This window comes from Streptomyces niveiscabiei (assembly GCF_001419795.1).
GTDB classification, from domain to species: domain Bacteria; phylum Actinomycetota; class Actinomycetes; order Streptomycetales; family Streptomycetaceae; genus Streptomyces; species Streptomyces niveiscabiei.
This window is the reverse complement of record NZ_LIRL01000515.1, coordinates 799-7911: the sequence shown is the minus strand read 5'-3', so window position 1 is coordinate 7911 and position 7113 is coordinate 799. Positions and strand designations below refer to the sequence as shown.

The 7113-nt window shown below is 70.8% G+C and carries 8 protein-coding genes; 4 read left to right on the top strand and 4 right to left on the bottom strand.

From position 1 onward, the window contains the following. Positions 1-564 (bottom strand): IclR family transcriptional regulator (locus tag AOK24_RS24480; protein ID WP_159051964.1); only part of this gene is annotated, 564 nt, incomplete at its 3' end. Between the two features lie 61 nt (positions 565-625). Beyond that, a complete protein-coding gene (locus tag AOK24_RS24475; RefSeq protein WP_055722228.1) occupies positions 626-1933 on the bottom strand; it encodes a M6 family metalloprotease domain-containing protein in 1308 nt (435 codons plus the stop codon). 285 nt (positions 1934-2218) lie between these two features. On the opposite strand from AOK24_RS24475, the gene AOK24_RS24470 reads away from it, so the two are divergent. After that, positions 2219-2866 (top strand): TetR/AcrR family transcriptional regulator, encoded by a 648-nt coding sequence (locus AOK24_RS24470; RefSeq protein WP_055722227.1) that lies wholly within the window; start codon positions 2219-2221, stop codon positions 2864-2866. A 140-nt stretch (positions 2867-3006) separates the two neighbouring features. Further along, entirely contained in the window at positions 3007-4518 is a 1512-nt protein-coding gene (locus AOK24_RS24465; protein ID WP_055722226.1) for an MFS transporter, read from the top strand. Between the two features lie 37 nt (positions 4519-4555). Here the strand turns inward: AOK24_RS24465 and AOK24_RS24460 are convergent, their stop codons facing one another. Beyond that, positions 4556-5065 carry a MarR family winged helix-turn-helix transcriptional regulator gene (locus AOK24_RS24460; protein WP_055722229.1) on the bottom strand — a complete coding sequence of 170 codons (510 nt, stop codon included), beginning with the start codon at positions 5063-5065 and terminating at the stop codon, positions 4556-4558. A 129-nt stretch (positions 5066-5194) separates the two neighbouring features. On the opposite strand from AOK24_RS24460, the gene AOK24_RS24455 reads away from it, so the two are divergent. Continuing rightward, a complete protein-coding gene (locus AOK24_RS24455) occupies positions 5195-5977 on the top strand; it encodes a dioxygenase family protein (RefSeq protein ID WP_055722225.1) in 783 nt (260 codons plus the stop codon). A gap of 7 nt (positions 5978-5984) precedes the next feature. On the opposite strand, the gene AOK24_RS24450 is transcribed toward AOK24_RS24455, so the two are convergent. Next, complete coding sequence (locus AOK24_RS24450) at positions 5985-6503, bottom strand: GNAT family N-acetyltransferase (protein ID WP_055722224.1); 519 nt, start codon at positions 6501-6503, stop codon at positions 5985-5987. 184 nt (positions 6504-6687) lie between these two features. On the opposite strand from AOK24_RS24450, the gene AOK24_RS51090 reads away from it, so the two are divergent. Next, positions 6688-7113: sigma-70 factor domain-containing protein (locus AOK24_RS51090; protein WP_276206853.1), on the top strand; the 426-nt coding region annotated here is incomplete at its 3' end.

Here is a 7113-nt window from a genome sequence, read left to right as displayed (position 1 = left end):
CCCCCCACCCGTAGAGCCGAGTTCACGATCCGGCACCGCCACGAACCCCGCGTCCGTCGGATCGGCCTCCCTGCGGGCCCGCCACGCGGCCCACCCCTCCTCGTCCCACTCGCTCGCGAACAACGGCCCGGGCGCGGTGCGTTCGGCGGGGAGGAGGTCGCCGATGCGGAAGGAGAGGGAGAGGGTGCGCCGCCGGGTCGCCTGGTGGATGAACCGGATGCCGTCCCGGTCCCCGACGGCGAGCGACACCGACTCGTCGAGCTCGTCGGCGAGTTGATCCGCGAGACGCCCCAGCAGCGACGGCAGCCGCAGCGCGGACAGGTACGCGTTGCCCAACTCGGCGACGCGCGGCGCGAGCGAGGCGTCCCGCCCGTCCAGCCGTACGTACCCCACCCGCGCCAGCGTCCCCACGACCCGGTCGACCGTGGCCCGCGCGAGCCCCGTCTCCCGTTCCAGCGCGCTGAGGCTGAGCGTTCCGCCGGCCCGGGTGAGCCGCTCCAGCACGCCCACCCCCCGGATCAGCGGGGCGACGGCCTCGGTCGGAACGGCATCGGACGACGTCATGGGCGCTGCACTCCCGGGTGAGATCTCGGGAAGACACCGTACGGGACCCACCGGGACCCGGTCAGGCGGCGGGCTGCTTCCCCCGGACGACCGTCACCAGGTAGTTCCCGTCCGCGTCGATCCCCCCGACGGCGATGCTGATCCCGTGCCTGCGGTCGACGAACCGCTGCCCCGGCCGGAACGTCGCGTCGGACAGCTCGGCGTGGACGTTGGGGCTGCGCGTGCACCCCCCGCTGTCGCGCCGCGCGTCGTGCACGGTCACCGGCCCGAGCCCCGTGTCGACCTCGGCGTCGACCTTGTAGACCAGTACGCCCGGCCGGCACACCGCCTCGTCGTTGCCGCCCTTGGTGCGCAGCTCGACCGCGTACCCGCTGCGCCCGCTGACCGGCACGAACAGCAGCTTGCGCCCGCCGGGGACGGCGAGCGGCGTCAGCGTGTACTGCGAAGTACCTTTCGCCGAGGCGCAGTTGACCTGCTCCGGCGTCAGCCACCCCAGCTTCCACTTGTGCCAGCCGAGGAAGTCGTTGTTGGCGCCCCAGTCCTCGCTCATGATGTCCCAGTGCCCGACGGCGCCCCCGCCCTCCTGCGTGTAGAGGTCGGGCAGCCCGAAGACGTGCCCGTTCTCGTGCGGCAGCACGCGGTACCCGGTCTCGCCGTACGTCCCGGAGCCGTCGTCCTGGCGCGAGTACACGAACGACGCGTTGGCGACGGGCACCCCGTCGGCCATGGGCGCCTCGGTGTTCCCGGCGAAGGTCACCGACAGGACCGTGTCCAGCGCGGAGGGCCCGGCGTTGGGTGTGACCAGGACGTTCAGCAGGTCGTAGTCCCGGAAGTCGACGCGGGGATCGGCGGCGGCGACGATGTCCTCGACCAGCTCCCGGTACCCGGGGTCGAAGGGGGCGCCGCGCTCCAGGGCGTACGCCGCGAAGGGCTTCGGCATGCGCAGCCAGCGGGGCACGGGGGCCTCGGCGCGGTAGTCGAGGCGGCCGTACGAGGCGGTGCGGAACCACTCGGAGGTCTGCGGGAAGAACTCCCCGAACCGGTCCATCGCGTCGCCCGGGCCCTTGGCGTCCGGGAAGTCGACCATCAGCGTCAGCGCCCGCACCGTACCCGTGGACCTGGAGTACCCCCCGGCCGTCGGCACGCCCTCGGACATCTGCACCGCCGCCGCGCCCCGGATCATGCACGGGCCGAGCGCGGAGGCCCGCGCGAGGGTCATCGGGTTCGCGCCGGCCGCGACCGCCCCCGGCTCCCGCAGCCGCTCGGCCGGTCCGGCCGAGGTGCCGACCGCCAGCGTCAGCGCGGTCACCGACACCAGCGCGGCCCTGCGGTGCGGGCGTATCCGTCGGCGCGGCGAGTGCGGCTGCATGCGGGGGCCCTTCGGTCCAGGCAGCCACCGGTCACCGGCTGCACCCTCCCGCTCACCCTCCGACGGGGCGCGAGGGGGCGCGCGCTGGGGGCGTCCGATCGGGGACCCGCCCCTCGTACGGGAAATATGCCCCCAGCAGGTGTATGTGACGCAGGTCACGTCGAGGCCGGGAAATAACCGGGGACGTCATCCCCGTTTAACCCAGCGTCCGAGCGAAACGGGGATGCTTTCCCCGGATCGCGCCTCCCAGACCAGATCGCCCCCCCAGAACCAGAAGGAGTAGCCGTGGAGTCCCCCACGCTTCCCGCGCAGCGCAAGGCGACCAGGCCGCGTGCCGACGCTCTGCGCAACCGGGAGCGGATCGTCACCGCCGCCCGCGAGATGCTCACCGAGTTCGGCCCCGAGGTGCCGCTCGACGAGATCGCCCGCCGGGCCGGTGTCGGGAACGCCACGGTCTACCGGCACTTCCCGGACCGCCAGGCCCTCGTCCGCGAGGTCGTCTGCTCGGTCCTGGACCGTACGGCGCGGGCCGGCCGCGAGGCGCTCGACGAGGACGGCGACCCGTTCGCCGCCCTGGAGCGCTTCGTGCACGTCACCGCCGACGAACGGGTCAGCGCGCTGTGCCCGATGCTGTCGGAGTCCTTCGACGAGGACCACCCCGACCTCGCCGCCGCGAGCGGCCGGGTCGAGGAGATCGTCACGGAGCTCATGGACCGGGCGAAGGCGGCCGGTCAGCTCCGGGGGGACGTCGGCTCCGGCGACGTGATGATCGCCGTGTCCCAGCTGAGCCGGCCCCCGGCGGGCACCGGATGCGTGGTCGCCGACCGGTTCGTCCACCGCCACCTGCAACTCTTCCTCGACGGCCTGCGCGCGTCCGCAGCCTCCACGCTGCCGGGGAGTCCGATGACCATCGAGGAGCTCCGCCGGCCCTGACCCGGCGCCCACCTGGCATTGACCGATTAGTTCCGCACCCTTCACCAGTCTGATCGCTCAGTAGCGGTCACCTTTCAACGCCGCCGGTCCGCGACCGACGACGCCGTTCTTCCCAACGAAGTCCCGGAGTGGGTTCACCCATGTCTCAAGCAGTCCCCCAGGCGCCCGACGCCAACCGCTGGAAGGCGCTGGCGTTCATCGCCATCGCCCAGCTGATGGTCGTCCTCGACGCCACCATCGTGAACATCGCGATGCCCGCCGCGCAGTCGGACCTGGGCATCTCCGAGGGCAACAAGCAGTGGATCGTCACCGCCTACGCCCTCGCCTTCGGCGGTCTCCTCCTCTTCGGCGGCCGGATAGCCGACCTGTGGGGCCGTAAGCGCACCTTCGTCGTCGGCCTCGCCGGCTTCGCGCTCGCCTCCGCCCTCGGCGGCGCCGCCACCAACCAGGCCATGATGTTCGGCGCCCGCGGCCTCCAGGGTCTCTTCGGTGCCCTGCTCGCCCCGGCCGCGCTCTCCCTGCTCGCCGTGATGTTCACGGACGCGAAGGAGCGCGCCAAGGCGTTCGGCATCTACGGCGCCATCGCCGGCGGTGGCGGCGCGGTCGGCCTGATCCTCGGCGGCTTCCTCACCGAGTACCTGAACTGGCGCTGGACGTTCTTCGTCAACATCCCGTTCGCGATCATCGCGGCGGCCGGCGCCTACTTCGTCATCCGTGAGCCCGAGGGCGGTCGCAACCGCAACCCGCTCGACATCCCGGGCGTGCTGCTCTCCACGCTGGGCCTGGTCGCCCTGGTCTACGGCTTCACCCGCGCCGAGACGGCCGGCTGGTCCGACGGCCTGACGATCGCCATGTTCGTCGGCTCCGCCGTCCTGCTCGCCTCGTTCGTCGTCGTCGAGGCGAAGGTCAAGGCCCCGCTGCTGCCCCTGCGCGTCATCACCGAGCGCAACCGCGGCGGTGTCTACCTCTCGCTCGGCCTCGCCATCATCGGCATGTTCGGCCTGTTCCTCTTCCTGACCTACTACCTCCAGATCGTCAAGGGATACTCCCCGGTCAAGACCGGTTTCGCGTTCCTGCCGATGGTCGCGGGCATGATCACGGGCTCCACCCAGATCGGTACGCGCCTGATGACCCGCGTCGCCCCGCGCCTGCTCATGGGCCCCGGCTTCCTGGTCGCCGCCCTCGGCATGTTCCTGCTCACGCAGATGACGGTCGACTCCTCGTACGCCGCCCTGCTGCTCCCCGCGATGCTGCTGCTCGGCCTCGGGATGGGTACGGCGTTCATGCCGGCCATGTCGATGGCGACCCAGGGCGTGGAGCCCCGGGACGCCGGTGTCGCCTCCGCGATGGTCAACACCTCGCAGCAGGTGGGCGGCGCCATCGGCACCGCCCTCCTGAACACGATCGCCGCGTCCGCGACGACCTCGTACGTCAAGGACCACATCGCCGGTGCCGCCGGCAAGCAGCAGCAGCTGGTCCAGCTGGAGGGCATGGTCCACGGCTACACCAGTGCCATCTGGTTCGCCGTGGGGATCCTGGTCGCCGCCTCGGTGATCGCCTTCACCCTCATCAACGCCGGCCGTCCGAATCTCGGCCGCGGTGTGGAGGAAGGTGCCGATGACGAGGTCAAGATCCCGGTGGTAGCCCACTGAGCCACCGCTCTGACCAGCGCCGGCCCTGGGGACGAGGTCAGCGCAGCCAGGGCAGGTCGGCACCCGCTTCGTTGGGCTGAAGGCCCTCGGCGACGATCGTCAGGATCTCGCCGAGGGCCTTCGTCTGTTCCGGGGTCAGCCGCCCGAACAGCGCGGTCCGTACGGCCTCGACGTGGCCGGGCGCCACCCGTTGCAGTACGTCCCGCCCCGCGTCGGTCAGGACCGCGAACTGTCCCCGCTTGTCGGAGGGGCAGTCCTCTCTGCGGACCCAGCCGTTCTTCTCCAGCCGCGCGATGGCGTGCGAGAGGCGGGAGCGGGTGATCTTGGACTTCATCGCGAGCTGCGTCATCCGCAGCCGGTGGTCGGGGGCCTCGCCGAGACCGACCAGCAGCCCGTAGTACATGTGCGGCATTCCGGCGTCGCGCTGGAGCTGCCGGTCGAGATAGTCGTCGAGGAGCGTCGACGCGTGCAGGTAGGCACGCCAGACACACTGCTCCTCTTCGGTGAGCCACTGCGGCTCCGGTACAGGGGAGGGGGATGCCTTCATGTACTCCACAGTAACGCTCCCATCATTGAATTTTAAACAAACAGGTCGTAGGGTATGTAGGAAGATGTTGCAGATTTGAAGCAAGCCCGATCGGGGTGAGCCCGGTCCGAGCGAAGGAGAGCCGCCGCCATGTCCGCCGCCAGCCAGCGCATGCCCGCCCTGTACCTCAGCCACGGGGCGCCACCGCTCGCCGACGATCCCCTCTGGCCCGGCCAGCTCGCCGCGTGGTCGGCGGACCTGCCGCGGCCCAGGGCGATCCTCATCGTCTCGGCGCACTGGGAGGAGGCCCCCCTCGCCCTCGGTGCCGTCAACCCCGTCCCCCTTGTCTACGACTTCTGGGGCTTCCCCGAGCACTACTACCGGGTCACGTACGACGCCCCGGGCGCGCCGGAGCTCGCGGAGAGCGTGCGCAAGCTGCTGCGCGCCCCCGGCATCCCCGTACAGGACATCCCGGACCGGGGTCTGGACCACGGCGCCTACGTCCCGCTGGTGGAGATGTTCCCGGACGCGGACGTCCCTGTCCTCCAGATCTCGATGCCCACCCTCGATCCGGTGAGGCTCATGGACATCGGCCGCAAGCTCGCGCCCCTGCGCGACGAGGGCGTGCTGATCGTCGGCTCCGGGTTCTTCACCCACAACCTCGCGGCCCTGCGCGGGTCCGGAGTGCCGTCCTGGTCCGTCGAGTTCGACGAGTGGGGGAGGCGGGCGCTGGAGGGCCACGACTGGGACGGGCTGCTGGACTTCCTGGAGAAGGCGCCGGCCGGCCGCTACGCGCACCCGCGTACGGAGCACTTCGCGCCGCTGTTCGTCACGATGGGCGTCGCGGACGCGGTGGGGGAGCTGGACTCGCAGCGGTCGGTGATCGACGGGTTCTGGATGGGGCTGGCGAAGAGGTCGGTGCAGTTCGGGTGAGGGCGTCCTAGAGGGACTTCTCGTACCAGGCGACGTCCCAGTAGCGGCCGAACTTCCGGCCCACCTCGCGGTACGTCCCGAGGTACTGGAAGCCGAAGCGCTCGTGGAGCCGGGTCGACCCCTCGTTCGGCTGGACGATGCCCGCGTACGCGCGGTGGAGGTCCTCTTTCTCCAGGGCGGCGAAGAGGGCCTCGTACAGGAGCGTGCCCACGCCTCGGCCGCCCGCGCCCGGCGCGACGTACACCGTCGCCTCCACGGACGTCGAGTACGCCGCCTTCGGACGGTAAGGGCTGGATGTGGCGTAGCCCAGAATCTCCTGAGAACGCGTGTCCGTGGCAACCATCAGCCGGTACGGGCCGTCTTCAGGGTGGGAGAGCAGCCAAGGGCGGCGTTCTTCCGCAGTGAAAACCGCGGTGTCGAATGTGATGGGCGTCTCACGGACGTAGTGGTTGTACAGCTCGGTGAGTGCGGCGAGATCCGCCTCGGCTCCGGGCCTGACCTGCACCTCTGTGGGTTCCGACACCATTTCTCCCCTCCGCGTGGCCGGGCAGGATACTGCAAGATCAGAAAATTGGGGGCTCGGGTTGGGAATTCTGTCCTGATTCCAGTCGTTGTTTCCATCGAACGGATCTGAGGGACCCGGGGTAGGAGACCGGATCCGCCGGACCCGGACAGGACCACCCGACAGCCACCATCGCAAGGGAGCACGCATGGCAACCCGTGCCGTCGCCCGTCGTCAGTCCGCCAGCGGCGAGACAGGCGCCGTGGCCCGCAGCGTTCGCGCCACCGGCGGGGAGATCGCCGACCGCGATCTGGTCGGCATGTACCTCGACGAGATCGCGCGCACCCCCCTGCTCGACGCCGCCAAGGAAGTCGAGCTGTCGCAGATCATCGAGGCGGGTGTGTTCGCCCAGCAGCTCCTCGACGGCTACGAGGAGTCCCCCTCCGACGCCACGCGCGAGGAGCTTCAGGCCCTGGTCGCCGCGAGCGAGCGCGCGAAGGACGTCTTCATCCGCTCCAACCTCCGCCTCGTCGTCGCCGTCGCGCGCCGCTACCCGCGCAGCGGCCTGCCCCTGCTCGACCTGATCCAGGAGGGCAACGCGGGCCTCGTGCGCGCGGTCGAGAAGTTCGACTAC

Coding starts and splice junctions, on each gene's coding strand:
- AOK24_RS24475 (WP_055722228.1), bottom strand. CDS start 1,933: ATGCAGCCGCACTCGCCGCGCCGACGGATACGCCCGCACCGCAGGGCC.
- AOK24_RS24465 (WP_055722226.1), top strand. CDS start 3,007: ATGTCTCAAGCAGTCCCCCAGGCGCCCGACGCCAACCGCTGGAAGGCG.
- AOK24_RS24460 (WP_055722229.1), bottom strand. CDS start 5,065: ATGAAGGCATCCCCCTCCCCTGTACCGGAGCCGCAGTGGCTCACCGAA.
- AOK24_RS24455 (WP_055722225.1), top strand. CDS start 5,195: ATGTCCGCCGCCAGCCAGCGCATGCCCGCCCTGTACCTCAGCCACGGG.
- AOK24_RS24450 (WP_055722224.1), bottom strand. CDS start 6,503: ATGGTGTCGGAACCCACAGAGGTGCAGGTCAGGCCCGGAGCCGAGGCG.